Origin of the sequence: Rhodococcus sp. JG-3 (assembly GCF_000482405.1) — a bacterium.
GTDB classification, from domain to species: Bacteria; Actinomycetota; Actinomycetes; order Mycobacteriales; family Mycobacteriaceae; genus Rhodococcoides; species Rhodococcoides fascians.
In genome coordinates, this window is the sequence record NZ_KI519398.1 from 1,460,834 (window position 1) to 1,487,629 (window position 26,796).

Consider the following 26,796-nt stretch of genomic DNA (forward strand, 5'->3'; position numbering starts at 1 on the left):
CCGAAACAGTGTGGCGGGTAGGTGAATAGCCTTCAGATACCCGACGTCTTCAGGCTCCGGTTGTGTTGGGCGGTGATCACCAGTACCGGTATGGCGATCGGCAGGATCAGGGCCGCCGCTGGAAGCACGAGGGCAGCAGAAGCAGTCGTCAGGTTGTGGACCGCTGCAGCCACTATCCATGCACCCACGGCCGCGATGGCCTGCGCACCCACTCGGAGGGCCGTCACTGTCCCCGGTGAACGAACTGCGAATTTGCCGATGGTCATCGGCAGATAGTGGCCCTCGTTCACCTGTGACAGCTGCAGCGTCGCGACAGTCATCGTGGCCGCGCTGATGGCGGCGATCAGGAGGCCGAGAAACAACATGCTCAGTACGATACGCAAACTTGTGGCCCTAGGCTGCTGGTATGACTGCCGCTGCGAATTCCGATGCGACCCGTCGTCGGGTGCCGTCCTGGTTACGAGAGTTGACGGTTCTCGTCGTGGTCGCACTGTTGCTGAGTGTGCTGCTGCAAACTTTTGTCGGCCGTGTCTATCTCATCCCGTCGCAGTCCATGGAGCCCACGCTGCACGGCTGTCCCGGTTGTACCGGTGATCGAATCGTGGTGGACAAGATGACGTTTCGATTCGGCGAGCCGCAGCCGGGTGATGTGGTGGTGTTCAAGGCTCCGACGGAGTCGTGGAACAGGGGATACACGTCGAGCCGATCGAGCAACGCGGGAGTGAAGGCGTTGCAGGACGCGGGATCGTGGGCCGGACTCGTCGCGCCCGACGAGAACGACCTCGTGAAACGGGTGATCGCAACAGGCGGGCAAACCGTCCAGTGTTGCGATGTGCAAGGAAGAGTCGAGGTCGACGGGCAGCCGCTCGACGAGCCCTACATCGCGTTCGACTTCCCCTACGACGTGGACACACTTACCTGCGCAACAGTTCCGCAGTCCGGTCGCTGTTTCGGGCCGGTGACCGTACCGTCCGGCAATCTGTGGATGATGGGCGATAATCGAAGCGGCTCAGCCGATTCGAGGGCACACTCCCGTGACGAGCTGGGTGGAACGGTCCCCATCGAGAATGTGATCGGCAAGGCCAGATTCATCGTGCTGCCACCGTCGAGATGGGGAGTTATCGAATCGCCTGCGATACAGCGCTGATCGACTAGTCAGCGTCGCGTCTGCGTGTGATTCGAAAACCATTGCAGTACAGAACAACGGCGAGGACGGCTCCTATCGCCGATCCCGCGAACGGAGCGAGCCACAGCCACAACCAAGTGCGTGAACGCACCTCGAAGGACAGATCCAGCGCATTCATATAGTCCGAATTCATCGTGACTCCGGACAGCGGCGTGTACGTGCCGTAATAGATCTCAGGTGATGCGATGTCAGGGGCCAGCGCCAGCTCGACGAGGTGAGCGCCCATGGGAAGCAGCCCCACCACGAAGCCGAGGGTGGTGAGAATCAGAACGATCGAGCGCATTCCCACGATCCCGTCGAGTAGCAGCGTCTTCAGAACCCGAGATCGCGCTTACGGCGCTCGCGTTCGATGCGTCGCTGTTCCTCTGCGCGTTCGCGGCATTGCCGGAGGAATTCGGCGTCCGCATCCGGATTCTGGGCGGCCTGACGGCCCGGCCGCGTCTCGTACTCGGGGTACGCGGAGTTGCTCGCGCGACCGTAACCGGACCCGCCGGCACCTCCCCAGATCCCGGCACCGACGGGCCGGCCCGCCACCAGCCAGGCCAACGACCCAGCGAACGGGAGGAAGACGATGAGCAGAATCCAGACGATCTTGGGCAGATAGCGGATGCCACCCTCGTCTGCGGTGATCGCGTCTATCAGACAGAACACCCACAGCAGCATGACCAGCAAACCGAAATACGGCATTGTGTCCCTCCATGTCCAAGACCGCTCGGTCCGTTGTATCGAAGATCGTAGCGCTGTCCTCGCGATTTCGACAGACGAGTCGGTTTGGAAATCTGGGTGGGGCTCGGACACGGCCGGATGTCGCGTTAATGTCCTTGGCAGTAGATGTACAGAGATGATCGCTGCCCATCCCCGGTGAGCAGGACGGTTACCGGATCTGTCGTGCTCTTCGGCCCGGCAGAGGTGGTAAGCATCTCCGACTCACACGTGAAGTTCACCCTCGCCCAGCTTCCCGTGGGCACCGTCTGGCACGCGAAAGGCTGAAGCGGAGGATAAGACGGGTTGGCCGCCGACAGCGTGAGTCCGTTGCCGAGTTCGTCCGGTGCATCGAATCGAGCCGACCAGGCGGGCTGACCCGAGAACTCCGAATGTGTCGCACCCTGCGCGAACTCGAAGCCATCTGGAACCGTGAACGCTATGCGTTGCAGATTGTGCGTCACCTCATCGCTGTCCATGGACCTGGGCTTGCCGATCTCGCTGGCGCACGAGGCCGTGAGGAGAACAAGAATTGCCGACGCGCAGAGGAGTTTCCACGAATCGGTCATGGACGCAGCAACATCGGGCGGACGCGTGTGCGCCTATTGGCGAGCATTGTCATGGCCCGCAGTGGGCCTGGTCCTCAGACCGACGAAAACCACGACAAGGGTCGCCAGAAACACCGCGGGATAGGTGAATTGGACGGCGAACTCGAAGGCGGGGGAGCCCTCGAACATGAAGATTCCGATGGCCTTGATGCCGCGGTAGTCGGTGAAGTACCAGGCGATCATCGGCGTGGTCACGGCGATCGGGGCCAGCCAACTCCACCAGGTTCGGTGTCGGTTGGCGTAGTCGAGAGCGAGGACGGTCAGCGGAATGCACCATACCCAGTGATGGCCCCACGCGAAAGGCGAGACCATCGGCGTCGCCATTCCACATATCGTCAGGGCCAGCAACGTCTTTCCGGCTGCCTGTGCGCGTGCCGCCACCCACAGCGCCAGGGCGGCGACAACGATGGCGAGCACCAGCCACACGGCAAATGGAGGTGTATTGCCCGGCCACAGTCGAGCCAACGCGCCATGGATCGACTGGTTGGCGGGTGAGGCGAGTGCGCCGATTCGTTCCGAGTCGATCATCGTCGACGTCCAGAATTTCCACGAATCGGCGGGAATGACGATCAGTCCGGCAAGCACGGTCACCGTGAACGCAGCGATCGCCGTGACGGCTGCTCGCCACTGTCTCTGTGCCAGTAGATGAAGCACGAAGAATGCGGGCGTCAGTTTCAGTCCTGCAGCGATGCCGACCCACACACCGCGGAGCCGACTGCCCTCGCCGCGGGTGAGATCGAGCAAAACGAGAACCAGTAGAAGCATATTGATCTGGCCGAGCCAGATGGTCATGCGGACGGGCTCGAGCCACGTCAGTGCCACTGCCAATCCGACACTGACGAGATACATTGATGCGCTTCGATATCCGAGCGCGCGCCAGCTCGCGACCACGGCCACGTAGATCAGCAACAGATTGATCGCCTGGACCACCGTCACAGCGCTCGTGACCGAGAGGAGGGCGAGCGGGGCGAAGGCCAACGCCGCGAAGGGCGGGTAGGTGAACGGTAGGCCGATGTCGAACAATGCGAACTCGTAGAGCGGCTCGCCATGCTGAACGACGTACGCACCGTGTCGATAGACGATGGTGTCGATTCCGTTGCCGAACAGACCGAAGGGGGTCGACCATCCCAGGAAGTAGGCGTGCGCAACGACCGCGACGCACGCGGCGATGGCCGACGCGAGGAACCAGCGCCAACCGAGCCGGCCAACGCCCGTTGCATGCACTTCCGGTTGCGTCTCCCGGATGGCCGTCTCCTGGCCGTTCTCTACGCGCACGTCCGAGTCTGACCGCGCGTAGAGCGGCCGAAAACTGGACGTCGTCATGGCCTACACGATAGATCGTTGTATCTGATACAAGGAACTCGACACGGACAGACCGGTACGTTTTGTCAGCGGATTGCTCGGCTCGACGATTGCCTGGGTATCAGGGTGGGGAGCGCTTTGTGTACGGCCGCCGAGTCGTCGGTTCCGTTGATCAACAGATCCATCGCGGTGCCGGCGATCTGATCGAACGCGGTACGCACCGACGTCAACGGCACCGGCAGCAATTGGGCGAGGGGAATGTCGTTGTATCCGACGAGTGACAAGTCCACGCCGACGGCCAGATTGTGGCGGTGAGCTGCGGACAACACACCGAGGGCCAGATTGTCGTTGGCCGCGAAGACCGCGGTGGGACGTTCTGTGGCGTCGAACAATTCGTGTCCTGCGCGCGCGCCTGCTTCGATTCCGTAACCGGTTTCCACCGTCCACTCCGACCTCGGTGACAAGCCGGCCTCGTCGAGAGCACGGCGTGCACCCGCGAGCCGTCCGACGGCGCTGGAGGTGAACAGCGGGCCGGTCAGAACCGCGATGTCGGTGTGGCCCAGATCGATGAGGTGTCGAACTGCCAGGTACCCGCCTGTCTCGTCGTCGCCGATGGACGACGGACTCTTGCCGTCGGTTCGTAGGACGAGAACGTGCGGAATGCCGTTGTCGCGCAGGTGGCTGGGGAGAGGATCGTCGGTTCGGCTGGTGGCGAGAACGACGCCGTCCACATTGCGTTCGAGCAGGGACTGCGCGGCGTTCCACTCGTCGGTGGGGTCGTCGCCACTGGTCGCGACGATGGCGTGGTAGCCGTCCTTGCCCGCGGCCCGATCGATCGCCTCGAACATCAGGGCCATGACGGTGTCGGACAGGCGCGGAACCAGCACTCCGATGGTCGCCGTTGCACCGCGCCTGAGGTTGGACGCGAACGTGTTGCGCCGATAGCCCAGCTGCTCGGCGATCTCTCGCACCCGGACGGCTGTCGCGGTACGGGAGGGGGCGACGCGGTCGTCGAGCACGCGGCTGACCGTCGACACACTGACGCCCGCCGCCTTGGCGACGTCGCGGAGCGTGACGACGTCCGTTCGTTCCGCCGAGAGCCCGGTTCGAGTGGGACGCATCCACACCTCCTTGATCGATCGGCCCGATCGCACGACAGGACCGAACTTACCGATCCCCAGCTGATCGCACATGCAAACGTCCCAGGAACGTTTGCATGAAGTGTTGCATGAGGGGTCGGTGCCGGGTGCGAGCCCTGTCACCTCTCGGTCAACGAAGTGATGGTTGACACATCTGGGGTCGCGGGTTTAGCGTCGTGCAAACGTTCCCGACAACGTTCCCAACCGCCTCTCGAAAAGGACGTCACCATGAATTCACTCGATCTCCGCGGACTCAGCCCGGCACCGATCACGCCCTTCACCCGCGACGGCGAGGTCGACTACGACGCGATACAGCGACTCGGGTCGTGGCTCGGCAGTGTCGACGGGGTCAAGAGCCTGGTCGTCCTCGGCCATGCAGGCGAGGGCACGTTCCTCACGCAGGCCGAGCAGGCCAAGGTCATCGGTGCGTTCCGCGATTCGGTGGACGGCAAGCTCCCGATCGTCGCCGGCATCACCGGTGAGGGCACTGCGGTATCCGTCGAAGAAGCCAAGCGTGCAGTCGACGCCGGCGCATCCGCCGGCCTGGTCTACCCCTCGCACGGATGGCTGCGATTCGGATACCAGGACGGTGCGCCGCAGGACCGGTACAAGGCACTGTACGAAGGCTCGGGACTGCCGCTCATCCTGTTCCAGTACCCCGACGTCACCAAGGCGACGTACAACCTCGACACCCAGCTCGAAATTGCCGCTCAGGAGGGCGTTTTCGCCACCAAGAACGGTGTCCGGAACATGCGTCGTTGGGATCGCGAGATTCCGGTGCTGCGCAAGGAGAACCCCGAACTGCAGATCCTCAGCTGCCACGACGAGTACCTGCTGCACACCATGTTCGACGTCGACGGCCTGCTGGTGGGGTACGGCGGCCTCGCACCCGAGCCGCTCGTCGAGCTCATCGCGGCAGGCAAGGCCAAGGACTACCCGGCCGCGCGCGCCATTCACGACCGTCTGCTGCCCGTCACCGCGAACGTCTACCACCGCGGATCCCACATGGAAGGCACCGTCGCCCTCAAGGAAGGCCTCGTGCACCGCGGCATTCTCGAACACGCCACCGTGCGTTCACCATTGCTTCCGCTCGCTGCGGGTGCCCACGAGGAGATCGCAGCGGCACTCGATTCCGCGAACCTCGGCTCGGTAGTACCTGCGCTGGTCTGACCCGGTCGACGGTCACTCCCTACCCTCGGTGCCCTTCCGTAGTAGCCGCTACGGCCCGGAAGGGCACCGAGCACCACTTCTTTCGGCATGCATCACCGCACACGCGGACCGGGTCGAGTCCGTTCGGTTCGACTGCCGAGCTCTGCATCAGATCCACCCCACGTATTCGCCCCTTGCCACATCAGGCCGACAGCAGACGTGCGCCACGTCGCCGGCTCGAAAAGTGCTTCGAGAAAGGGCTCGCAATGAGTCAGCACCACGCAACACCGGTGGTACCGTCCGCAGCCGTGCGAACTTCGCAAACTCCCGCACCCCGCTCCGGCAAATGGAAAGCCTTCCTGAGCACCATCGCGATGGCCGGCCCCGCATTCATCGCCGGTGCATGGCAATTCGGCCCCGGCAACCTCGCCAGCGCCGTCGAAGCCGGCAGCAAGTACAGCTACAGCCTGATCTGGGTCATCGTGCTCTCGACGGTGTTCATGCTGGTGTACGCGGACATGAGTGTCCGGCTCGGCATTCGCACCCCGAAATCGATGATCAGCTCCGTCAAAGACGTCCTCGGCCAGAAGGTCGGCGTCGCTGCGGGATTCGGCGTCTTCATCATCACGCTGTGCTTCTCGGTGGGTAACGCCGTCGGCTCCGGCCTCGGTCTTTCGATGGTGTTCGGCGGATCACCGCTGATCTGGTCGGCAGTGTGTACCGCATTCGTCGGCCTGATCCTGTTGTTCCGCAACGTCTATCGCACCGTCGAGCGCGTCCTGTTGGTCATCGTCGGACTCCTCGGTGCCACGTTCATCATCAGTGCCGTCATCTCCAAGCCCGATTGGTACGAAGCGGTCAGCGGTGTCGTCCCCAGCATCCCCCCGGGAGGAGCGCTCCTCGTCGTGGCCTTGGTGGGCACCAACTTCTCGCTCAACGCCGCCTTCTTCACCTCGTACGGCACCCACGAACGCGGCCGCACCCGCGCGCAGTACAAGCAGACGACCATCGCAGACACCATCCCCGGCATCATCGCTCCCGGAATCATGACGTCTCTGGTAATCATCGTCGCCGCGGCCGTGCTCGGTCGACAGAATGCAGAAGCGCAGACACTCGTCGGCCTCGCCAAGATTTTCGAGCCCATCGCCGGACCCGTCGGATCGACCATTTTTGCCCTCGGCCTGTCCGGTGCTGCCTTCTCGGCCATGGTCGCCAACGCAACCGCCGGCGGCACGATGCTCTCGGACGCACTCGGCAAGGGCCCGTCACCCAGCACAATGACCGCCAAACGCACCAGCGCGGCCATCCTTGCCTGGGGACTGGCCATCACGCTGATCTTCACCAAATCGCCTGTGCAGCTCATAATCTTCGCGCAAGCGTTGACCGTGCTGGTGGCACCATTCCTCGGCTTCCTGATCTACGTGATGAGCAACAACCGCCAACTGATGGGCGATCTCCGAAACACCTGGTGGAAGAACGCACTCGGCGTGCTCGGTTTCCTCTCCATCCTCTCGCTCTCCGGACTACTGATCTACGAACTCGCGACGCGATAACTCGACGAAAATCCCGGGCCGCAACTCGACCCGGGATTTTCGCTGTCCCGATCGGCACCGGATAGGTTGGTGTCCATGGATATCCGGGTGGCAGACCTTCGTCGACCTGCGCTGATCGTCGTCGACGTGCAGGCAGGTTTCGACGATTCGGAATTCTGGGGTCCACGGGACAACCCGTCGTGCGAGGCCAATATTGCTGAGCTCGTTCAGTTCTGGCAATCCAGGGCTTGGCCGGTGGTATTCGTTCAGCACGATTCCGACAATCCACAGTCGCCGTTGTCGCCGACGCAGGACGGACATCGCTTGAAGGAGATGCTCGACGGGATTCCGGATCTGCTCGTCCACAAACGCGTCAATTCGAGCTTCTACGGAACTCCCGATCTGGACGCATGGCTACGCGGCGAGGACATCGACGAGGTGGTCATCTGCGGAATCACCACCAATCACTGTTGCGAGACCACCGCGAGGATGGCCGGGAATCTCGGCTACGACACCTACTTCGTCATAGACGCGACGCATACCTTCGATCGCGTCGCGCCCGACGGGGCAGTCGTGCCTGCCGCAACACTGTCTGCCATCACGGCAACCAACCTGCACGGCGAGTTCGCGACGGTGATCCAAACGAAAGACATAACTTCCCGCTGACGTCGCCCCAATTTGATACCGTTCGGTATGGCCGATCGGGGAGCAGTAGCAGGGCTCGCGGGACCTATTGTGCTGCTGTATCTGGGGTACTTCGCGTCGGTGCCGACCCTCTCATCGCTGATCCACGGGATCTTCGACCCTCGAATAGATTGGGCCGACACGGGTTTCGGTGAAGTGTTGCTGTTCTCGTTCCTGGTCGTGGGCGGTCTCGCTGCATGTGTTGCGGCAGTTCGCGCACTGGCCGACTCTCCGAGGTTCCCAGGAATCGTCGTCACACCGGGATCGTCGATCGGGCGGAAAGTCGACGCGGTGGTGGTGACACTGATTGCCTACGCCGTCGTTGTTCTGGTGTTCGCGACCGCTACCGCATCAGCCGGATTCCTGGTGCCGCTCATTGCGGCGTGGGCTTGCTCCAACACGATTCGGAACTATCGCGAACTGAAGAGTCGACGTCGAGCGTCCGCAACATAGCCCATGAACACCGTGCTGATACTGATGCTGATGCTGTGGTTCGTAGTGTTCGCGTACGCGGCATCCGTCGGATTTTGCAGCAGGGCAACGAATCCCGACTACTACGGTGCACGAGTGTCGGACGCGGTGAAATCGACACCCCGACTGCGTGCACGAGCCAATCGATCGGTCGGAATCTGGTGCACGGTCAGTTCCGTGATGGCTATGGTGCCAATCGTATGGATCGGCTCCAACTTTCACCGTGAAAGAACGACTTGGGAGCTGGCCGGTCTGGCCGCGTACGTCTTCGTCGTCGTGGTGGTCGGCGGTTACCCGTTGGAGAAGATCAAGAAGTCGTGACGTTCGGATGGTCCAACAACGCGAAAGCGGCCGTCAATTGCGCTCGGGCTGCGTCGACTTCGGATGTGTTGCCCGCCAGATGGTGGAGCAAGGCGCGTTGGAAGATCCCGTCGAGCAGGATGTAGGCGGAGGGGCGGTCAAGAGCCGATTCGGAGCCGCGTAGCTCGCAGTACTTCGTCACCACGCGCCAGATCATGTCTTCGCGACGTTCCTCGATGTCCAGGACGTCGCCTCGAAAGGAACCGTCGAACAGGGCTTGGTTGCGGAGGTCGTACCAGAGTCGATGAATTCCGGCGTCCGCCACCAGGGTGGCGAAGTACTTCGTCTCGAAGTCCGCGTACAGGCCGGGGGCGTCGACGGCGTTGGCCACCACCTCGTCGTACCGGGTGACGCAGATGGCCTCGTACTGGCGAACTGCGTGGGTGATGAGGTCGAGCTTGTCGGTGAAGTAGTAGTGCAGAACGCCGTGCGAGTACTCGGAGTTCTGCGCGATCTCCCGCAACGACGTGCGGGCGTACCCCAGCTCGGCCAGCGTGTGGAGCGTCGCCTCGGCCAGCTCGGTTCGTTTGGACTCGAACTTGTTGCGGGCGCGTTCTTCGATGCGCGCGCGCGGATCGACCGTCTGGGTCATGTTCGGTGTCCTTTCCGCGCGGCGTTTCGCTGATCAGTGTATGCCCGAGCCGTTGAAAACCGGATTTTGGGCAGTCGTCAAGAAAAACCTTGACGTGTGTACAAATTCTAACTTAGTGTGATCCGCAGCACACGTCAGAGGGGTGGATGCACACCTGCCTCCGGTGCTTCACGGCTCGATCAACCTCGGCCCGTCCGACGACGGCCGATCACGAGAGGACTCTTCATGCCAACCGACAAGCGCGTCGTCGTCTACGGGGCATCGGGATACACCGGGCGACTGATCTGCGAATACCTGCGCGAGTACAACATTCCCTTCCTGGCCGCCGGCCGCGACGAAAGCCGAGTCAAGGGCATCGTCGACGCCGTCCCAGGCGTCGAGACGGTTGAATACGATGTCGTCGAGGTCGAGCACACGGCTTCCGCACTGGCAGAAGCGTTTCGAGGAGCCGCGATCGTGCTCAACACGGTCGGTCCGTTCTCGCGGTTCGGACACGAGGTGGCGCAGGCATGCATCGAGATCGGTGCGCACTACACCGACACCACCGGTGAGCAGGACTGGATCATCGATGCCGAGAAGAAGTACGGCGCAGAATTCGCCGCCCGAAACATCGTTCTGACACCGGGTTTGGCGCAGATGTACAGCATCGGCGAGATCGCGGCCAACATCTGCCTCGAGACCCCGGGCCTCGACACCCTCGACATCGAGGTCTTCTGGAAGGGACATCCGACGGTCGCGTCGACCAACACCATCCTGACCAATGCCGCCTTCTCCAAGGCGTACTACCTCGAACAGAACGAGTACGTGGAATGGCCCGACGACGGGGTGTTCCAGGTGGTCGTGCCGGGCCAGCACGATCTGGGCTTGGCGCTGCCGTGGGGCGGTACGTCGCATCCGGTGTGGTTCAAGAACGATCCCCGAGTCGCGAACGCACGCGCCTACGGCGGGGTGATGAACAAGCCGCTCATGCTCGCCGTGCCTCAGATCATCGCCGGCGCAATGGCGCAGATGGAAGGCAAGACCGACGCCGAGAAGTACGACATCATCGATACGGTGTCGGCGTCGGTGCGCAGTGAGACCCCGCCGCGGGAGAATCCCCGTATCAACACCTCCCTCGACTCGGTCTACGCATCGGGCCCACTCGGCCGCGTGCACACGGTGATTCACGGCAACTGCAACTACAAGCAGACCGCTCTGCTCAACGCATTCGCAGCGGCACACGTGTTGCAGGGGCCGCCCAAGAAGGTCGGATTCGCCTCGAGCTGCCAGGCGTTCGGACACCGCGAACTGCTCGGCGTGCTCCGCGCCTTCGGTCTGGTGCTCGACCCCGTCGTCACAGCACACAGCTGAGGACCCGGCCGATGCGGCTATCCGACTACCTCGACAAGGGCATGTCCCTGGGCCGAGACGCCCCCTGCCTCACCATGGCTGACACCACGAAGAGCTACGGCGAGGTGTACGACGACACGGTCTCCATCGCCGGAGCGTTGCAACACAACGGTATCGAGACCGGGGATCGTATTGCGGTGCTCTCCGGCAACGACCCTCTCGCCCTGACCTGCGTTTTCGCAATCTCCCGCGCAGGCGCAGTGTGGTGTCCGATCAATCCGCGAAACGAGGCCGACGAGAATCGACAACTGTTCGATCTGTTCGGGTGCCGACTCCTGTTCTTCCAGAAAGCATTCGCGGATCTGGTCGGCCGCATCAGAGACCAGCTGCCGCAACTGGAATGGCTGGTCTGCCTGGACGGCGACGTGCCGGGAGCACTGTCGTACGACCGATGGCTCGTCGAACACCGCTCGGACTCGGTCGTCGACAGGCGACCGGCCGACGGGCTCGCCATGATCGCCGGAACCGGCGGAACGACGGGAAAACCGAAGGGCGTCAGACTCACCGAAGAGAACATGATGACCTCGACGGCGACGGCACTGATGAGCTACCCGTTCGGGGACCGGCCCCGATACCTCGCACTGGCACCGTTGACCCATTCGGCGGGGGTACTGACATTCCCCATCCTGAGCCTGGGTGGCCACGTGGTCGTGATGCCGGCTCCGGACATCGGCCAGTTTCTCTCGCTCATCGAGCACCACCGGATCACGCACGCATTCTTGCCGCCGACGGTCGTCTACGGGGTACTCGACCACCCCGACCTCGACACGCGGGATCTGTTGTCGCTCCGATGCCTCTGGTACGGGGCTGCGCCGATGTCACCGACACGGTTGGAGGAGGCGCTGACCCGAATCGGGCCGGTGCTGGGGCAGCTCTTCGGGCAGACCGAGGCACCGAACATGATCGCGACGCTCGCACCGGCCGATCACTTCCGGAGTGACGGTTCCATCGCGGTCGAACGGTTGACCTCGGCGGGCAAGCCGACGCCACTGACGACGGTGGCGATCATGAACGAGGACGGCCGCCTGCTCGATCGCGAGGAGCGCGGCGAGATCGTGGTTCGAGGACCTCTCGTGATGCAGGGCTATCACCGGAATCCCAATGCCACAGCCGAAGTCGGCGCTCACGGCTGGCACCACACCGGAGACATCGGGTACCTCGATCAAGCCGGTTACCTCTACGTGGTCGATCGTGCCAAGGACATGATCATCACCGGAGGATTCAACGTGTACTCGGCCGAGGTGGAACAGGCCCTGCTGTCGCATGCCTCGGTGAAGGAATGCGCAGTCGTCGGCCTTCCCGACGACAAGTGGGGTGAACGAGTTACGGCTGCAGTGCTTCTGCGCCCCGGTCGCGACGCGTCCCCCGAGGATCTGATCGCACACGTCAAGGCGCGGATCGGGAGCGTCAAGGCTCCCAAAGAGATTCAGATATGGACCGATCTGCCCCGCTCGAAGGTGGGAAAGATCCTCAAGACCGAAGTACGCAGCACGATGTCTGCACCGTCACCAGCGAAGGGAAGCACAGTATGAGCGAGTTCGAGGGCAAACGAGTCTTCGTCACCGGGTCCGGTGCCGGAATCGGAAAGGCCATCTCCCGGATGTTCATCGAGCGGGGCGCGCGCGTCGTGGTCAGTGACATCGACGAAGGTGTCGCAGCGACGACGGCCCAGGAAATCGGTGCCGAGGGCACCGCCAACTGCGATGTCTCCGACGAGAGCCAGGTACAGGGAGCCGTCGCCGGCGCGGTCGAGATTCTGGGCGGACTGGACATCGTCGTCAACAACGCGGGCATCGAGGTCTCGTCCCCGTTGCTGCAGCAGTCCACCGAGAGTTTCGACAAGATCTACGCCGTCAATGTGCGCGGCACATTCCTGGTGATGAAAGCCGCGATCGGTGCGCTCGTCGAGTCGAAGGGCAACATCGTCAACATCGCATCGCTGGCCGGTGTCGGCGGCACGGCGCTGCTCGGGTCGTACTGCGCCACAAAGGCAGCCGTCATTCAGCTGACACGCGTCGCGGCCATCGAGATGCGTGCCGCAGGAGTACGCGTGAATGCGGTATGCCCCGGGTTCGCCGATACCGCCATGGTCGAACGACTCGTTCCGGACTTCGAAGCGGCAACTCAGATCCCGTTCGGTGATCTGGTCGCCGCCAAGCAGGGACGGCTGGGAACACCTGAGGACATCGCAGAAGTGACGCTGTTCCTGGCCTCGGACCGCGCAACATGGATCACGGGCAGTCACTACATTTTGGACGGCGGCCTCTCGGCGTCCCTGGTGTAGCGCTCGGTGCTCCCCGTCAGCCGAGTGCGACGGGGAGCAGGCCGGGTCGCGTCCGAGATGCGATGTCGGCCAACGCACCCTCCAACGTCGGGTATCGGAAGTCGAACCCGGTGTCGGTCAACACCTGCGGCTCGACCCACCGGCTCTTGAGGACCAGCTCGGGTTCGGTTCGGATCACCCGTGCGCCCAGCTTCAGCAGCCATGCCGGCGTCGCCAGTCCGTGATCGCGACCGAGAGCAGACCGAACCTGGTGCATCAGAACCTCGTTGGTCACCGGGAACGGTGTCGCCACGTTGACAGGTCCGACGATGTTCGAGGTGGCGTACAGATGGTCGAGAGTCCGAGCGACGTCATCGACGTGAACCCAGCTGAACATCTGGCCACCATCACCCATGCGGCCACCCAATCCCACTCGAGCCAGATCGATGATCGGATTGATCGCCCCGCCGCCCGCGCCCAGCACGATCGACAACCGCAGTGCCACTCGGCGAATCGACACATCGGCGTCGAACAGTTCGCGTTCCCACGATCTGGCCACCTCGACCGAGAAGCCCGATCCCAGTTCGCCGTCCCGTTCGCTCATCGACCTGTCGCGGGCATCGCGATAGATGGTTCCGGTGCTCGCGTTGACCCACAGCGCGGGCGGATTGTGTGCTTGTGCCAAGGCACGCCCGAGCTGGGCTGTGGTCTGAATCCGCGACGACATGATCGCATCGGCGTTGGTCTTGTTGTAGCGACAGCTCACCGAGCGGCCGGCGAGGTTGACCACCAGATCGGACCCGTTCAGGACCTCGACGAGGCCGCGATGGTCGGACCATGGTGCATCGCTGGACGATCCGCGTCCGACCGTCCTGACGCCGATACCGCGTTCCTCGTAGTAGCTACGCAGATACCCGCCGATGTAGCCGGAGGCACCGCACAGAACGACGGTCGATGGTGAATCGGTCATTGGCTCAACCCTTCTGGAGAGGTCATTCGTTTCAGGAGACCGGCGACATCGGCTACCAGGCCGCGCGCAACCGGGAGTCGGGCGAGACGAACCGCCTTGGATACGACGGGCACGAGCCCGTCGACCAGAGTGCGGGTACGAGCCTGGTTGTCGGACGAATCGGTGACCCAATGCAGCGTGACGCCCATGTAGATCATCCAGAGCAGCAGCGGGAGTGCATCGTTCAGCGACGCGGGCACCTTCTGCTTCGATGCATCCAACGTTGTGCGCATCAGATCGATGGCCATGGCTCTGGCGTCGGAGGATTCCTCGGAGAACGGACTGGAGCTGGACCTCGTCGGTAGCGCCAGTTGGAGGAACGCGCCGCCGAACGCGTGATACGGCGTCAGGACGTCCAAGCCGGAATGCAGAACCGCGGCCAGGTTCTCCGACAGTGACCCGCCCTGGGTGATGACCTGCTCCGCACGTTCGCGGTGATCGCGCTGGATCACCACGTACAGCTCGTTGACCAGTTCGTCCTTGCCCGCGAAGTAGTAGTACGCATTGCCGAGCGACACGCCGGCCTCGTCGGCTATCCGGCGCATGGTGGTGGCCTGGAACCCCTCTTCGCGAAACAGCCGAAGAGCCACTTCGACCAGCTTGTCGCGCGTCTCGGATGTGCGGGCCATGCGGTCACCTCGTTTTCTGAACGTGTTCAAAAAGGACGGTAGACCCATTTTTGAACATGTTCAAGCGCAATGGCCGGGCACTGGCCTGGATACTCGACGCATGCTCAGACGAATGGGAACTTCGCTGATCGGAGGCAAGGGGGCTCAATGGGTGCAAGCGCTGAATGCGCGGCATCCGTGGAGTCACAACGACTACTTCCACAGTTGGATTCTCGCCAACCTGCCGAGCCGACTACGCGAGGCACTCGACGTGGGTTGTGGCCGTGGCGGTCTCGTGCACTCTCTCGCACCGTATTTCGATCACGTCACCGGAGTCGACATCGACTCCGACATGCGCTGCCGCGCAGGTCTTGCGTGCTCCGATGTCACCAATGTGACTGTCTCCGAACGCCAACTCGACTCGTGGGCGGACGAATCCGTCGATCTGATCACGATGATCGCCGTTCTCCACCACCTCGACATCGACGACACGCTTCGCCACGTCGAGCGTGTTCTCGCGCCGAACGGCCGGCTGCTCGTCGTGGGTATGGCTGCACCACGAAGTCCCCGGGATCTGCTGTGGGACGCCGTATCCATCGTGACCAACCCGCTGATCGGCTTCGTCGGCCATCCCTGGCCGAGCCCAGCGGGAAAGCAGCCGGCACCCTTCCCGGTCAAGGACCCGGTGCTCAGTTTCGATGAAGTGAAGCGGTCGGTCGACGCGATACTGCCCGGGGCGACGATGCGACATCGCGTCGGATTCAGGCACACCATCGAATGGACGAAGCCTGGGTGATCGGAAGGTTCTCTGCTCTGAGCAGAATCGCCGACCCTTGATGGGATCGAGGCTTAGGCTCCGATCATGGGCGAGGTCATACGAATCGATGAGCGCCGAGCAGCGCGCTCAGTGGAACCGCTGTGGCGTGAGGTGGTCGGTCGCCGGCTGCGCGAGCGCAGACACTCCCGCGGCGACACACTCGCCGACACGGCGGCGCGAGCAGGCATTGCGCCGCAGTATCTTTCGGAGCTGGAACGCGGCCGCAAGGACCCGTCGAGTGAGATCCTCGCGGCCGTCGTCGGGGCACTCGGCACATCGATGGCCGAAATTTCAGGTCTGGCGCATCACGACTTGTCCCGCGGCAATGCGACGTTGATGGCTGCCTGACGTCGTCCTTCGAGGACTTGGTCGACCAGGCCGTACTGCAGCGCCGACGGAGCCGTCAACACCAGGTCACGGTCGGTGTCGTGCCGAATCTTCGCGGCATCGCGTCCGGTGTGTTTCGCCAGAATCATCTCCATCTCGGCGCGCACCCTGACGATTTCGTCGGCAGCGAGAATGAGATCGGGAATGGTGCCTCGCCCCTGCCCCGCAGGCTGATGCAACACCACCCGGCTGTGCGTCAACGCCGAACGTCGACCCGGCGCACCTGCGGCGAGCAGCACCGCGCCGGCCGCCACTGCCTGCCCCACACATGTTGTGGCGACAGGGGATCCGATGAACTGCATCGTGTCGTAGATCGCCAGCATGGCCGCAGTATCGCCGCCCTCGCAGTTGATGTACATGGAGATTTCCTGATCGGGGGAGTCGGCCTCTAGATGCAACAGCTGCGCGATCATCGCATTCGCAACACCGGCATCCAATGCAGTACCGAGGTACACGATGCGTTCGCTGAGCAAATGCGAATAGACGTCGACGACGCGTTCGCCGCGCGAATCACGGGTGACGACATTGGGAATGGTGTACGTACTCATCGGGCCATCTCCATCCCGAACGACACCCGACGCGCAGGCATGACCTGATCGAACGAACTGACGATGGCGTCGACGAACCCGTAGTCACGCGCGGCGTCCGCGGTGAACCAACGATCGTGCAAGGAGTCGTCGAATATTTGTTCTCGTGTCTGCCCGGTGTCGTCGGCGATGAGGCCGAGCACCGTATCGCGGGTATGACGAAGATCGTTGGCCTGCACCTCCACTTCGACAGCAGAACCGCCGATGCCGGACGAGCCCTGGTGCATCAGAATCCGCGAATGCGGTAGCGCGTAGCGCTTTCCGGGTGTGCCCGACGACAGCAGGAATTGACCAGCGCTGCAGGCCAATCCGAGTGCCAACGTCGAGACGTCGCAGGGAATCAGGTGCATCACGTCGCGGATCGCGAGCATGGCAGGCACCGATCCGCCAGGGGAGTGAATCCACAGGGCGATATCGGCCGACGGATTCTCGGCCGCCATCGTCAACAGATGGGTGGTGAGGACGGTGCCGTTGTCGTCGTCGAGTGGGCCGTCGAGCACGAGGATTCGATGACGTAGGAGTCGGTCGCGCAGTTCGGGTGGGAACATTCGGGGTGTCTCGCTCATAGTTCGAGTGTGAACTCCAATAGCGTTGTGTGCCAACGATTCTGCTGTCGGCAGCGACGCTGCTCAGAGCTGCGCGACGCTCGAGGGACAATGGAGGCATGACCACACTCGAATTCTCCGATTCCGTCGTCGTCGCCGCATCGCCCGAGGATGTCTATGCCGTCGTATCCGACGTCACCCGAACAGGTGAATGGAGCCCGATCTGCCAGGAATGCTGGTGGAACGAACCCGACGGCGGCGGTGTGGGATCGACGTTCACCGGACGCAACGTCACTCCCGACCGCACCTGGGAAACGGTCTCGACCGTCGCAGCGGCCGAGCCCGGACGCGAATTCGCGTGGGTCGTCGGCGACAACTTCGTGCGCTGGGGATACACACTCGAACCGGTGGACGGCGGCACCCGACTGACCGAGAACTGGAACTTCCTGCCCGACGGCATCGCTCTCTTCCACCGCAAATTCGGAGACTCCGCGCAGGAGCAGATCGACACCCGCAGCAAGGCCGCACTCGACGGAATTCCGCGCACCCTGGCAGCCATCAAGCGCATCATCGAATCGGAGTCCTGACAGGCAGGTGCGCTAGCTGTCCACATTTCGCGTCGGCGCGCGGGATTCCGCCCGTCGACGCGAATTGTGGACACTCAGCCCTGTAGTCGCGCCTATTCTGTGCCGATGACGTCGACGGTTCTTCAGCTGACCACGGTCCTCGAGCCTCGCGGCCCAGCGGCTGCGATCGTGCTGACCGACGCCCAGGTTGCGTCACTCGGCAGCACCAAGACGCCGCCGGTGCGGTTCACGATCGGTGGGCAGACGGTGGCAGGACGCATCGGGCGCATGGGCGGGGAGAACCTGCTGGGCCTGAACAAGAGTGTGCGCACCACGCTCGGAGTCGAAGCCGGCGACACCGTCGACGTGACCATCGAACTCGACGACGAACCGCGCACCGTCGAGCTACCGGCCGAGCTCGCCACTGCACTCGACGCCGAGCCTGCGATGCGCGCCGCATTCGACGCACTGTCTCCGTCGAAGAGAAAAGAACACGCACGATGGGTCGCCGACGCCAAGCGCGCCGACACCCGCGACCGACGCATCGCGTCGATCGTCGAGGCTCTTCGGCCCTGACGTACTACCCGGCTTGAGGGCGCGGGTGCCCGCGTCGATCAGACCACGGTCGCGGGCCTGTTCGATGGGACGACCTCCGTCGACCTATCCGCCGTAGACAGGCGCGCGAGAATATCCACAGCCGAGGTGATGTCGGGAAGTGAACGAGTGAAGGGGATGCGTTGACGGTCGTCGAAGGCATATCCCGTCCCGAATCGTAGTCCGGGTGCCAGCAGCACGCCGTGCGACTGAGCTTCGGCGACAAGGACACTGGATCGAAGACCGTCGGGCAGGGAACACCACAACGCCAGCCCGCCGTCCGGAACGCGAAAGTGCCAATCAGGCAATCGATCCCGCATCAGAGCAACGGTGTGATCACGTGCGACTCTCGATATGTCGGCGCGCACTCGGCGTACCTCGTCGTATTTGCCCATCAATTCGACCGCAGCGAGTTGATCGAGAATGGACGTCGAAAGTTGGCGTCGCGCATATGTGGCGGCAATTCTCGCCAGTAACCCTGCCTCGGCGCGAACCCACCCGACTCGCAGCCCACCCCACACCGTCTTGCTCGTCGACCCGATCGTCACCGTCGCAACATCCGGCGTTGCCGCCCCGAAGGGTTCGATGTCGGGCGACCCGTCGAGGGACAGGTCCGCTGCTACCTCGTCGACGATGGTCAGTACTGCGTGGCGGTGCATCGTTGCGGACAGCTGTCGGCGGGTGCCGAGGGGGAGTCGAGCTCCCGATGGATTGGAGAAATCGGGCATGAAATAGGCCAGGGTCGGTGCGCTTTGACGTGCGGCCCGGTCTGCGGCCGGCACGAACGCCTCGGTCTCGTCCGGGTCGATGGGCACCGGGATGCATCGGCCGCCGAGTGAGTGGACGAGTTCGACGACACCCGGATACGTCGGGTGCTCGACCAACACGCGGGCACCCGGCTCGGTGAATGTCGCCAACACCGCATGGATGGCGTCGGTGGCACCGGAGGTGACGAGGATGTTCTCGGCCGTGGTCGACACTCCGCGCCCCCGGTAGTAGGCGGCGATCGATTCGCGGAGCTCGGACAGCCCGAGTGGGGCATAGCCGCCGGTTGCGAATCGACCCTGAATCCTTTCGGCCGCGGTTCTGTACGCATCGGCCAACAGCGGAGAAGCCGACGGTGACGCGTTGACGAATTCCAGTGTCGCAGTGTCGCGGTCGCCGGCGAGGGAACTCCACGCCGGCATCGACCCCGTCGGGGAAACGTATGTGCCCGAGCCCCGTTGGGCGCTGATCCAGCCACCTTCACGAAGGTGGCGATAGGCCGACGCCACCGTGACCCGACTGACGTCCAGACTGATCGAGAGTGCCCGCTCGGCGGGTAGCCGCGTCTGAGCCGACACCTCGCCGTTCTCGATCAGCCGCCGCAACTCGTCGGCGATCTCGAGGTAGAGCGGACCACCGGATCTGTTGCGCAGCGTCGACGGGCCGATACGTGCTGCCAACTCCGGGGCCGAGATCGCGGTGGCGTCGAACGAGTCCATGCAGTCCACTGTCGCACACTGGACTGAATAATTCGCGAGAAAACCAGTCCATTGTTGTCGCATGATCGCAATTGGAGCTGTATTGGCCTTGTCTTTGGTCGGAGCGGGATGGACTGTGGTGGCACTGAGGGAGGGAGGGCGAAGCGCGCCGACAGGCCCACCGCGCAGTCGTGTGAACGTCGACTGATGTGGCTGAGCTGCAGCAAACGCGCGCGCATTCGTCAGACGCGTCCGAGTTTGCTACCGATTCGGGGCCTATTTCGCTCGCACCTGGCAAACGCGCGCGCGTTTGCGAGATCAGCGGGGGTGGTGCGAGATCAGCGGGGGTGGGTGCGAGATCAGCGGGGGCGGTGCGAGAACTGGGGGCGAGGGCGAACTATGGTGCCGAGTTCAGTTGCGGCCGGCGATGGAGTCGATGAACGGCGTCAGCAGCAGGGCGAGATCGTCTGCGGCAGAGGCGACATCGTCGGGCGGCTCGGGAATGTAGCTCAGGGCCAGGCGCACGATGGACTTGCTGATGACGTCGGCCTGTCGTGGACTTGCGCCCACCCATCCACGCTGAAATGTCTCCGCCAGACGCTCGCCCGCACGGTCGATCAGCACCTCACTGTCGGTGGTGATCAGGCGCAGAAGATCCTCCGGCGCGTCGCCGCTGTGCAGAGATCGGACGAGTGGATCCAGACCGCTCAGCTCGAAGAACGACGAAAAGCCCTGTCTCAGAGCGGCGGACGCATCGTTCTCGTGTTGGTACAGCGCGGTCTCGCACATCGCGACGAACGCGTCCGTCAATCTGATGGCATACCCCTGTGCGACGCCGCGTCGCGAACCGAACTCGTTGTACAGACTCTGCCTGCTCAACCCCGCGGCCTTGGCGATGTGGCTCATCGTGACGTTGCGCCAGTTGCGCTCGTGCAACAACTCGCGCAGCGCATCGAGCGCCACATCGCGCGCCAGAGTGGACGCGGCTTCACGGTATCGACCGGGAGTCGACGTCTGTTCGGCGGCGGGCATGAACACGACTCTATCGAACGACCGCATGTGGCCTGTCCAGCCAACCTTCTTCGAGACTGTTCCGATCGACGGGGCCCGCGCTCGCGATGAGGGTGCGGACCTGCCGGATGTCCTTGGGATGACCTACCCCGATTGCCCCGACGAGCCTGTCGTCGCGCACCGCGCAGGCCGTGAACCGACGGCTTTCGATGGAGCCGCGAACCATGAAATACTCGTCGTGTGTATCGGTCCACCCCGCGAATTGCAGGTTGACGCCGTGCTGCATGGACCATCCCCACGGAACATCGAGAGCACCCACATCGAGACCGAGGATGGATCGCGCCGCCCGGGTCGCCTGATCGACGGCTCCGTTCCAGTGCTCACTCCGATACGTCCCGCCGAGTACCGAGTTGGGAACTTCGGCGACGTCGCCCGCGGCGTAGACGTTCGGTCTCGACGTACGCATGCCGGCGTCCACCAAGATTCCCGACGCGGTCTCGAGGCCCAGGTCCGCCCCGGGCTCGGTGTTCGCGACCGAGCCGACGGACATCAGCACGGTGCCGGCGGACCATGAACGACCGTCCTCGGAGGTTGCGAGAACGGTGCCGTCGGCCAGCTTCTCCAGGCCGGTCACGGCGACGTCGGTGTGCATCGTGACGCCGTTGTCGGCATGCAGGTCTCGGTACATCTGCGAGATCGCGGCCGGTGCGATCCGATTCAGCGGAGCCGATGCCGCCTCCAACACCGTGACCTCGGCACCGAGCGATCGTGCCGCTGCCGCCGCCTCGCACCCGATCAGGCCGCCGCCGATCACCAACAGTGATCTCGTTCGGACGATCTCGGCCTGCAGCGGGGCGACATCGGCTGCGGTGCGAAGGGTGAACACATGCTCGGCACCCGGTAGGTCGAGTTGCCGTGCACGAGAACCCGTTGCCAGCAGCAGGGCGTCGTACGGGACCGGAGCTCCCTCGTCCAGGTGCACCTCGGAATCGGTGACGGCGGTAGCCGTGACGCCTGTGCGTACATCGACCCCGTCGATGGCTGCACCGAGCTGAACCTGATCGACCGATTTCGTACCCAGCAGCAGTTCCTTGGAGACAGTCGGTCGACGGTACGTGGTCTCCGGTTCGCTACCGACGATCGTGATGGATCCGGTGAAACCCTCGGCGCGAAGCACTTTGGCGGCGGTGTATCCGGCGGCCCCGGTGCCGACGATCACGACGTTGCCGGGTTGGCGAGCGGTCACCCGCGCTCGACCTCGACCATCTCGAAATCGGCCTTGGCCGCACCGCAGTCGGGGCACGACCAGTCGTCGGGAATGTCGTCCCAACGCGTGCCGGGTTCGATGCCGTCCTCGGGCCAGCCGAGCTCTTCGTCGTACTCGAATCCGCATTGCACACAGCGATAAAGCTTCATTGCTTGCTCCTGAAGTCGATTTTCTCTCGGACGCCGCAGTCGGGGCACGGCCACTCGTCGGGTACCTCGGACCACGGAGTTCCGGCCGGGAAGCCCTCGCGTGGTGCGCCCGCGGTCTCGTCGTAGACGAACTCGCACACCGGGCATTCGTAGACAGCCATCACTTCGCTCCGTAGGCAGCGAGGATCTTCTCCCGCTTGGACGGCTGGATGTTGACGCGAGTGATGTCGCCGTCGTAGTGATCGAGAACGCGGTGATCCATCACCTTGCGCCACACGGGCGGGAAGTAGGCCAGCGAGATCATGCTTGCGTAACCGCTCGGCAGGTTGGGTGCTCCGTCCATGCTGCGCAGAGTCTGGTAGCGCCGGGTGGGGTTGGCATGGTGATCACTGTGTCGCTGAAGGTGATACAGGAAGATGTTGGTCACGATGTGATCGGAGTTCCAGCTGTGCTCGGGGGTGCATCGCTCGTAGCGGCCGTTGTCCTTCTTCTGGCGCTGCAGGCCGTAGTGCTCGAGGTAGTTGACCGTTTCGAGCAGCGAAAAGCCGTAGATTGCCTGAACGGCCAAGAACGGCAACACGATCGGGCCGAACACAACGGCAAGGACCGTGTAGAGGACGACGGACATCAGCCACGCGTTGAGTACATCATTGTGAATACTCCACGTGCTCTTGCCCAGTCGCTCCATGCGAGTCTTCTCGAGTTCCCAGGACGACCGCAGGCTTCCCCACACGCTGCGGGGGAGGAAGGCCCAGAAGCTCTCACCAAACTTGGAGCTCGCCGGATCCTCGGGAGTAGCGACGCGCACGTGGTGACCGCGGTTGTGTTCGATGTAGAAGTGGCCGTAGAACGTCTGCGCCAGTGTGATTTTCGACAGCCAGCGTTCGAGGTCGTCCTTCTTGTGACCGAGCTCGTGCGCGGTGTTGATGCCCACGCCGCCCATGACACCGATGCTGATGGCCAGGCCGATCTTCGAGAGCAGCCCCAGACCGCCGTCGATGCCGAGCCACGAGAGGTTGTCGGCGGACCAGAGGTAGCAGGCGAACACCAGGCTGGCGAGCTGGAACGGAATGTAGGCGTACGTGCAGTAGCGGTAGTACTTGTCTTCCTCGAGCGCCTTCATCACCTCGTCGGGCGGGTTGTCGCCGTCCGGCCCGAAGAACCTGTCGAGGATCGGGAGCAACCCGTAGACGAGCAGCGCGCCGATCCACCACCAAACCGGCGCCACGGCGTTCCAGCCGAGCTGGTTGAAAGCCCACACCAGGCCGGTTGCCAGAAACACCGCCGTCGGCGGGATCAGGCCCATGAGCCAGAGGTATCGCTTGCGGTCGTGCCACTCGTCGACGGGCGCCTGTGCCTGATCGTCGACATTCGATGCCGTCATCGTCACTCCTCGTGTAGGGCGGATCACTGTGCTGTGGACAATACGCGCAATTTGTATCTTGTGTGTACAAATCAAGATATTTGTACATCAGGCGGATGGATTGTTGCGGCAGTCACAGCGTCACCGTTTGGACGAATCGGCCTGCTACCTTCCGACTCGTTGTGATCGGTCACGAATGGTCACGGCACTCGCAGGTCCGTCTGTATCCCGTCGGGGGTACTTCACATCAGGAGTAGTTATGGACGCATTCATCGCCAAGATCATCGTCGACGTCATCCTCGGGCTCATCGGCAGCGGAAGTGCCGAGAGCGGCAGCACCGCAGTGAGCGCAATCCTCGGATCCTGACCCGAAGGGGTTGCGTCGGCCAGAATGCCGGCGCAGCCCGCGGAGCGTCAGTGGCGAAGCGGTAGGAGTGAACGCGGGGCATCGCCGCACACGCTCGATGGCGAACGGCTAGAAGCGGCCCTCGGCGATGGCGAGTACGACGAGAGCGATCGCCGCGATAATGAGTATTGCTAAGAGTACCAACTGGATTGGGCTGGTCGAGCCTGGCGGCCGAACGCCGTTCGGACCCCTTTTCTGGAGCATGGCACAGACTGTAGGTCACTTCTCGGGTTTGTGCACAAGTTGGATGGTACAAACCGGCGAATGTGCAGATATAATTCGCACACGTGTTCGATCAGGAGTAGAGTTCGAGTCGGTGGAGCGAGGAGGGAAGCCTTGCTCCACCGCTCCTACATATGACACCCGAGCGAGTGGACGGTGACGGCGATGGACGACGTGTTGCGCAAGGTAGCGGAGCTCAAAGCGCTGGTCGCCGAGCTCGAGGCCCTCGACCGCCAACGCGTCGGGATGGGGGACCGGCTGGTCGATCTCGAACATTACTTTCGCCGAGCGGGTTGCCCCGAGTTGTCGCAGCAGGCACTCGACGCGTTCGTCGGCACCTATGCCGGCCGAGTGCTCGAATTGGCGGATGGCATGCGCGGCTGACGCCTGCCGAAGACATCTGCCGTTCGCGTACCAGGCGGTATCTTCTGTGGTTCACTGGTTCATCCAAGTCGGGACACGAGGAAAGCCGCTCGAGATACGTGAACAGTCTGCGCGAATGGTGGGCACTTCCAGTCGACTACGGATGGAACGTTGCCTTCGCGCGCTCGCAGCAGGCGCTCGAGATCACGAAGATCCTCATCGGCCTCTGGTGCTGGCTGTTCGGCGCGGCGGCGGCCATCGGGTTGGTGGTGCCGGGCCTCGCCGAAGGCACTTTGGGTACGGCTGCACTGTGGTTCACCGTCGCTACGACAGTCCCGGTCGGGGTCGCCTGGTGGGTCGGTGGCTGGCCGAGCTGGCAGATGTCGATCGCCTTCGTCTTCTACGCCGACGTTGTCCTCGCGGCCGTGGTGCTCACCATCGGTGTTCCCACGACGGTTCTGCCGACCGCCGCCCTGTTCACCGTCATCGGCAGTTACGTCGTGGGGTTCCACGGTCCCAAGCTGCTCACTGCCCACTACGGTTTCGCCTTGGTCACGACCGCGGTGCTGTACGGCTCGGCCTTGGTGGCCGAACCCGAACTACGGTTACTGGCCACGGTCTACCTGGTGATCTTGATACTGGTGATGTTCTCGGCGCCGCTGATCGTGCACACGTTCATGATGATGCTGCGACGCGATGCCACCGGCGCGTTCTACGACCCCCTCACCGGATTGCAGAACAGGCGGGGATTCGACGCGGCGATCGGGAACCTGCGACTACGGCCCGGATCGGCAACCGGAATGACGGCCGTGGTGATGGACATCGACAACTTCAAGGCCGTCAACGACCGATACGGCCATCTGCAGGGAGACGCCGTGATCCGGCTGGCGGCCTCCCGCATCCTCGACGTGTTTCCGGCACCCGCCATCACCGTCCGGCTCGGCGGCGAAGAGTTCGCCATTGTTGCCCTCGACGACCGTGACTCGGTTGTCGCCAGCGCTGAGGTACTACGAATCCGACTGTGCAACGCCACCGATCGGTCCCCGCTGACCGCCTCGATAGGCGTCGCGCATGCGGTTGTCGACGCGCGAGAGATCGGTACCGCAGTGGAAGAGTTGCTGGGTCGCGCGGACCGGGCGATGTACCGGGCCAAGGGGCTCGGCGGCGACCGCGTCGCTCTGTCGGAGGGCGAGCCTCGATCGCCGCGGCCGGCCGGCGAGCCGCACTGACGAACGACGGCGTCGACCGATCCCACTTCCGGAACCGGTCGACGCCGTCAACGGAGTCGAAATATGTTGCTACGGAGCAACCTTGGCCGCGATGGCCTGCTGCGTTCCGACGTCGAAGACCGGGTTGGTCAGGTGCACGTCGAGGGTGTTGTTGGGGCCGGCGATGAGACCGTTGAGCAACGAGGTGTACGTGCCGCAGTTCTGGAACTGCGGAATCGTGTACGTGCCCTTCACATGGGTGTCGGCCTCGTTGTTCTGAATCAGATCGATCGCGTCGAGGGCACCGGTCAGATTGGCGGTGGTCTCGCTGGTGACGCAGTTGCTCCCCGGGGGAATCAGGTCGAGTGCCGCCGACCCGGACGATCCGGTGCCGCCGATGCCGAGGGGCTTGACGGAGTCGATGCGAATCTTGAAGCTCTGCGCGACATTCAGCTCCAGTTGCGGTGCCTCGGCGGGACCGCCGGCTGCAATGGTGCCGGAGACCGGAGTGGCGTCGACGATCGAGATGGTGAAGTTGGCGAGCGTCGCCGGGCCCAGCTTCAGATCGGCCGATGCCTGCGGCAAGGCAAGAGTGCCGGTCACCGTTCCGCCGACGAGGTCGACGTCGGTGGCCAGAGCGGTGGTCGGGAAGACCACCGGCTGGCCGGTCTTGGCGATCACGGTCGTGGTGTCGGCCTGGAACGTGATGGGAAGGGTGTCGGCAGCGTTGGCCGGGCCGGCGACCAAGGTCGCCAGAGCGACACTCGACGCCAAGGCCGTCGCGGTGACGACGGCTTTGTTACGGATCTTCACGTGCTCTCCTGAATATTGTTGTTGTGCTGGAAAGGAATTGG

32 protein-coding genes are annotated in these 26,796 nt (G+C 63.4%); 15 read left to right on the forward strand and 17 right to left on the reverse strand.

All coding sequences use genetic code 11. The features are described from left to right. Positions 1–32: 32 nt before the first annotated feature. Positions 33–365, reverse strand: coding sequence for a hypothetical protein (locus tag K414_RS0108360; RefSeq protein ID WP_027495534.1), 333 nt, complete (start codon positions 363–365; stop codon positions 33–35). A 41-nt stretch (positions 366–406) separates the two neighbouring features. Here K414_RS0108360 and lepB point away from each other — a divergent pair, with 41 nt between their 5' ends. Continuing rightward, positions 407–1,147, forward strand: a complete 741-nt coding sequence (gene lepB, locus K414_RS0108365) for a signal peptidase I (protein ID WP_027495535.1) — start codon at positions 407–409, stop codon at positions 1,145–1,147. Between the two features lie 4 nt (positions 1,148–1,151). Here lepB and K414_RS0108370 read toward each other — a convergent pair whose 3' ends face one another. The 4 genes from K414_RS0108370 to K414_RS0108390 all read right to left on the reverse strand — a co-directional run bounded on the left by K414_RS0108370 (position 1,152) and on the right by K414_RS0108390 (position 4,919). Next, complete coding sequence (locus tag K414_RS0108370) at positions 1,152–1,469, reverse strand: hypothetical protein (RefSeq protein ID WP_027495536.1); 318 nt, start codon at positions 1,467–1,469, stop codon at positions 1,152–1,154. Between the two features lie 29 nt (positions 1,470–1,498). Further along, positions 1,499–1,873: a PLD nuclease N-terminal domain-containing protein gene (locus K414_RS0108375; protein WP_027495537.1), complete on the reverse strand. Its 375-nt coding sequence runs from the start codon at positions 1,871–1,873 to the stop codon at positions 1,499–1,501. A 617-nt stretch (positions 1,874–2,490) separates the two neighbouring features. Continuing rightward, positions 2,491–3,819: a glycosyltransferase 87 family protein gene (locus K414_RS26430; RefSeq protein WP_081701562.1), complete on the reverse strand. Its 1,329-nt coding sequence runs from the start codon at positions 3,817–3,819 to the stop codon at positions 2,491–2,493. 65 nt (positions 3,820–3,884) lie between these two features. Then, positions 3,885–4,919 (reverse strand): LacI family DNA-binding transcriptional regulator, encoded by a 1,035-nt coding sequence (locus K414_RS0108390; RefSeq protein WP_027495539.1) that lies wholly within the window; start codon positions 4,917–4,919, stop codon positions 3,885–3,887. 246 nt (positions 4,920–5,165) lie between these two features. Here K414_RS0108390 and K414_RS0108395 point away from each other — a divergent pair, with 246 nt between their 5' ends. From K414_RS0108395 to K414_RS29750, 5 genes are all read left to right on the forward strand, one after another. After that, entirely contained in the window at positions 5,166–6,107 is a 942-nt protein-coding gene (locus K414_RS0108395; RefSeq protein ID WP_027495540.1) for a dihydrodipicolinate synthase family protein, read from the forward strand. Between the two features lie 353 nt (positions 6,108–6,460). After that, positions 6,461–7,639 (forward strand): Nramp family divalent metal transporter, encoded by a 1,179-nt coding sequence (locus tag K414_RS0108400; RefSeq protein WP_027495541.1) that lies wholly within the window; start codon positions 6,461–6,463, stop codon positions 7,637–7,639. A 75-nt stretch (positions 7,640–7,714) separates the two neighbouring features. After that, positions 7,715–8,284, forward strand: a complete 570-nt coding sequence (locus K414_RS0108405) for a cysteine hydrolase family protein (RefSeq protein ID WP_037219026.1) — start codon at positions 7,715–7,717, stop codon at positions 8,282–8,284. A 27-nt stretch (positions 8,285–8,311) separates the two neighbouring features. Beyond that, the gene (locus K414_RS0108410) at positions 8,312–8,755 is read left to right on the forward strand and encodes a hypothetical protein (protein ID WP_152530387.1); all 444 of its coding nucleotides are present in this window, start codon (positions 8,312–8,314) and stop codon (positions 8,753–8,755) included. Positions 8,756–8,959: 204 nt separating this feature from the next. After that, complete coding sequence (locus K414_RS29750) at positions 8,960–9,094, forward strand: hypothetical protein (RefSeq protein ID WP_268987961.1); 135 nt, start codon at positions 8,960–8,962, stop codon at positions 9,092–9,094. On the opposite strand, the gene K414_RS0108420 is transcribed toward K414_RS29750, so the two are convergent. After that, entirely contained in the window at positions 9,081–9,725 is a 645-nt protein-coding gene (locus K414_RS0108420) for a TetR/AcrR family transcriptional regulator (RefSeq protein ID WP_027495545.1), read from the reverse strand. The genes K414_RS29750 and K414_RS0108420 overlap by 14 nt on opposite strands. A gap of 225 nt (positions 9,726–9,950) precedes the next feature. On the opposite strand from K414_RS0108420, the gene K414_RS0108425 reads away from it, so the two are divergent. The 3 genes from K414_RS0108425 to K414_RS0108435 are packed head-to-tail and all read left to right on the forward strand — an operon-like array spanning position 9,951 to position 13,398. Beyond that, positions 9,951–11,075 (forward strand): DUF5938 domain-containing protein, encoded by a 1,125-nt coding sequence (locus tag K414_RS0108425; protein WP_027495546.1) that lies wholly within the window; start codon positions 9,951–9,953, stop codon positions 11,073–11,075. Between the two features lie 11 nt (positions 11,076–11,086). Then, a complete protein-coding gene (locus tag K414_RS0108430; protein WP_027495547.1) occupies positions 11,087–12,646 on the forward strand; it encodes an AMP-binding protein in 1,560 nt (519 codons plus the stop codon). After that, positions 12,643–13,398 (forward strand): SDR family NAD(P)-dependent oxidoreductase, encoded by a 756-nt coding sequence (locus tag K414_RS0108435; protein ID WP_027495548.1) that lies wholly within the window; start codon positions 12,643–12,645, stop codon positions 13,396–13,398. Before K414_RS0108430 ends, K414_RS0108435 begins: the two co-directional genes overlap by 4 nt. A gap of 16 nt (positions 13,399–13,414) precedes the next feature. Here the strand turns inward: K414_RS0108435 and K414_RS0108440 are convergent, their stop codons facing one another. Together K414_RS0108440 and K414_RS0108445 are read right to left on the reverse strand one after the other, a co-directional pair. Next, positions 13,415–14,347, reverse strand: a complete 933-nt coding sequence (locus K414_RS0108440; RefSeq protein WP_027495549.1) for a TIGR01777 family oxidoreductase — start codon at positions 14,345–14,347, stop codon at positions 13,415–13,417. Then, positions 14,344–15,015: a TetR family transcriptional regulator gene (locus K414_RS0108445; protein WP_027495550.1), complete on the reverse strand. Its 672-nt coding sequence runs from the start codon at positions 15,013–15,015 to the stop codon at positions 14,344–14,346. The genes K414_RS0108440 and K414_RS0108445 overlap by 4 nt, the downstream gene beginning before the upstream one ends. A 112-nt stretch (positions 15,016–15,127) precedes the next feature. Between K414_RS0108445 and K414_RS0108450 the strand changes: the two genes are divergently transcribed. Together K414_RS0108450 and K414_RS26435 are read left to right on the forward strand one after the other, a co-directional pair. Next, positions 15,128–15,790: a class I SAM-dependent methyltransferase gene (locus K414_RS0108450; RefSeq protein ID WP_152530388.1), complete on the forward strand. Its 663-nt coding sequence runs from the start codon at positions 15,128–15,130 to the stop codon at positions 15,788–15,790. Between the two features lie 66 nt (positions 15,791–15,856). After that, a complete protein-coding gene (locus K414_RS26435) occupies positions 15,857–16,159 on the forward strand; it encodes a helix-turn-helix transcriptional regulator (protein ID WP_032366939.1) in 303 nt (100 codons plus the stop codon). Here K414_RS26435 and K414_RS0108460 read toward each other — a convergent pair. Further along, the gene (locus K414_RS0108460; RefSeq protein ID WP_027495552.1) at positions 16,117–16,746 is read right to left on the reverse strand and encodes an ATP-dependent Clp protease proteolytic subunit; all 630 of its coding nucleotides are present in this window, start codon (positions 16,744–16,746) and stop codon (positions 16,117–16,119) included. The two genes, K414_RS26435 and K414_RS0108460, sit on opposite strands and share 43 nt — an antisense overlap. Next, positions 16,743–17,351 (reverse strand): ATP-dependent Clp protease proteolytic subunit, encoded by a 609-nt coding sequence (locus K414_RS0108465; protein ID WP_032366937.1) that lies wholly within the window; start codon positions 17,349–17,351, stop codon positions 16,743–16,745. The genes K414_RS0108460 and K414_RS0108465 overlap by 4 nt, the downstream gene beginning before the upstream one ends. Before the next feature lie 98 nt (positions 17,352–17,449). On the opposite strand from K414_RS0108465, the gene K414_RS0108470 reads away from it, so the two are divergent. Together K414_RS0108470 and K414_RS0108475 are read left to right on the forward strand one after the other, a co-directional pair. After that, complete coding sequence (locus tag K414_RS0108470) at positions 17,450–17,917, forward strand: SRPBCC family protein (protein WP_027495554.1); 468 nt, start codon at positions 17,450–17,452, stop codon at positions 17,915–17,917. 105 nt (positions 17,918–18,022) lie between these two features. After that, positions 18,023–18,472 (forward strand): YdeI/OmpD-associated family protein, encoded by a 450-nt coding sequence (locus K414_RS0108475; RefSeq protein ID WP_027495555.1) that lies wholly within the window; start codon positions 18,023–18,025, stop codon positions 18,470–18,472. A 38-nt stretch (positions 18,473–18,510) separates the two neighbouring features. Here the strand turns inward: K414_RS0108475 and K414_RS0108480 are convergent, their stop codons facing one another. The 6 genes from K414_RS0108480 to K414_RS0108505 form a co-directional block, all read right to left on the reverse strand. Beyond that, positions 18,511–19,974, reverse strand: coding sequence for a PLP-dependent aminotransferase family protein (locus tag K414_RS0108480; RefSeq protein ID WP_027495556.1), 1,464 nt, complete (start codon positions 19,972–19,974; stop codon positions 18,511–18,513). A gap of 390 nt (positions 19,975–20,364) precedes the next feature. After that, positions 20,365–20,985, reverse strand: a complete 621-nt coding sequence (locus K414_RS0108485) for a TetR family transcriptional regulator (protein WP_027495557.1) — start codon at positions 20,983–20,985, stop codon at positions 20,365–20,367. A 10-nt stretch (positions 20,986–20,995) separates the two neighbouring features. Next, the gene (locus tag K414_RS26440; RefSeq protein WP_051365010.1) at positions 20,996–22,210 is read right to left on the reverse strand and encodes an FAD-dependent oxidoreductase; all 1,215 of its coding nucleotides are present in this window, start codon (positions 22,208–22,210) and stop codon (positions 20,996–20,998) included. Next, positions 22,207–22,380: a rubredoxin gene (locus tag K414_RS0108495; protein ID WP_027495558.1), complete on the reverse strand. Its 174-nt coding sequence runs from the start codon at positions 22,378–22,380 to the stop codon at positions 22,207–22,209. The genes K414_RS26440 and K414_RS0108495 overlap by 4 nt, the downstream gene beginning before the upstream one ends. After that, positions 22,377–22,541 (reverse strand): rubredoxin, encoded by a 165-nt coding sequence (locus K414_RS0108500; RefSeq protein ID WP_027495559.1) that lies wholly within the window; start codon positions 22,539–22,541, stop codon positions 22,377–22,379. Before K414_RS0108500 ends, K414_RS0108495 begins: the two co-directional genes overlap by 4 nt. Further along, positions 22,541–23,764: an alkane 1-monooxygenase gene (locus K414_RS0108505; RefSeq protein ID WP_027495560.1), complete on the reverse strand. Its 1,224-nt coding sequence runs from the start codon at positions 23,762–23,764 to the stop codon at positions 22,541–22,543. Before K414_RS0108505 ends, K414_RS0108500 begins: the two co-directional genes overlap by 1 nt. Before the next feature lie 772 nt (positions 23,765–24,536). Between K414_RS0108505 and K414_RS29060 the strand changes: the two genes are divergently transcribed. Beyond that, positions 24,537–24,755 (forward strand): hypothetical protein, encoded by a 219-nt coding sequence (locus K414_RS29060; RefSeq protein ID WP_027495561.1) that lies wholly within the window; start codon positions 24,537–24,539, stop codon positions 24,753–24,755. Positions 24,756–24,853: 98 nt separating this feature from the next. Continuing rightward, positions 24,854–25,963: a GGDEF domain-containing protein gene (locus K414_RS26445; protein ID WP_051365011.1), complete on the forward strand. Its 1,110-nt coding sequence runs from the start codon at positions 24,854–24,856 to the stop codon at positions 25,961–25,963. Positions 25,964–26,032: 69 nt separating this feature from the next. On the opposite strand, the gene K414_RS0108525 is transcribed toward K414_RS26445, so the two are convergent. Next, entirely contained in the window at positions 26,033–26,755 is a 723-nt protein-coding gene (locus tag K414_RS0108525) for a hypothetical protein (RefSeq protein WP_027495562.1), read from the reverse strand. Between the last annotated feature and the right edge of the window lie 41 nt (positions 26,756–26,796).